Below are 673 nucleotides of genomic sequence, written 5' to 3' on the forward strand. Positions count from 1 at the left end.
CATGTGTCAAGGTGGCGGCGCGACCCTTCTTGAGGGGCAGCCCCGGCTGCGTCCGGTCGAGCGCCTGGATCTGCGACTTCTCGTCAACGCACAGCACGACGGCCCGATCCGGCGGATCGAGGTAGAGTCCGACGATGTCAGTGACCTTTTCCTCAAACTTTGGGTCGTTCGATACCTTGAACCCGCGTGTCAGGTGCGGCTTGAGACCGGCTTCTGCCCAGATGCGGCCGACGCTCGACGGCGAAATGCCTACCGCCTCAGCCATCGCGGAGCGGCTCCAGTGGGTGGCGTTGGACGGGATCTCCTTGACCGTCTTTGCGATCACTTTGAGGCGCGTTTCCCGGGGAAGTGGCGGGACCCGCGAAGGGCGGGTCTTGTCGCGCTTCAGCCCGTCTACACCTTCGTCCAGGTAGCGCGCCTGCCAGCGCCAGACAGTGGGCTTTGACGTATCCGCACGCCGCATAATCTCGTTGGTGCCGCATCCGTCCGCCGTCGCAAGCACGATCTGTGCCCGCCAGACCAGCTTGCGCGGGGTGTTGCGGTCGGCGAGAAGGGCTTGAAGATGCGCACGATCGGCGGGGCCAACGTAAAAACAAATGTCATCTCGTCTCATGCGCCGAACATGGCACACCAGATCACAAATGGGAATCTTATGTCAGGTGGTGAACACTAG

Annotated in this window: 1 protein-coding gene; it reads right to left on the minus strand. The window is 62.4% G+C overall.

The genetic code is table 11. The features are described 5' to 3' along the window. Positions 1 to 613, minus strand: a 613-nt coding sequence (locus VQ042_RS25790) for an IS630 family transposase (protein ID WP_331823078.1), incomplete at its 3' end; no start/stop codon positions are given. Between the last annotated feature and the right edge of the window lie 60 nt (positions 614 to 673).

This window comes from Aurantimonas sp. A2-1-M11, from assembly GCF_036549475.1.
Taxonomy (GTDB): Bacteria; Pseudomonadota; Alphaproteobacteria; order Rhizobiales; family Rhizobiaceae; genus Aurantimonas.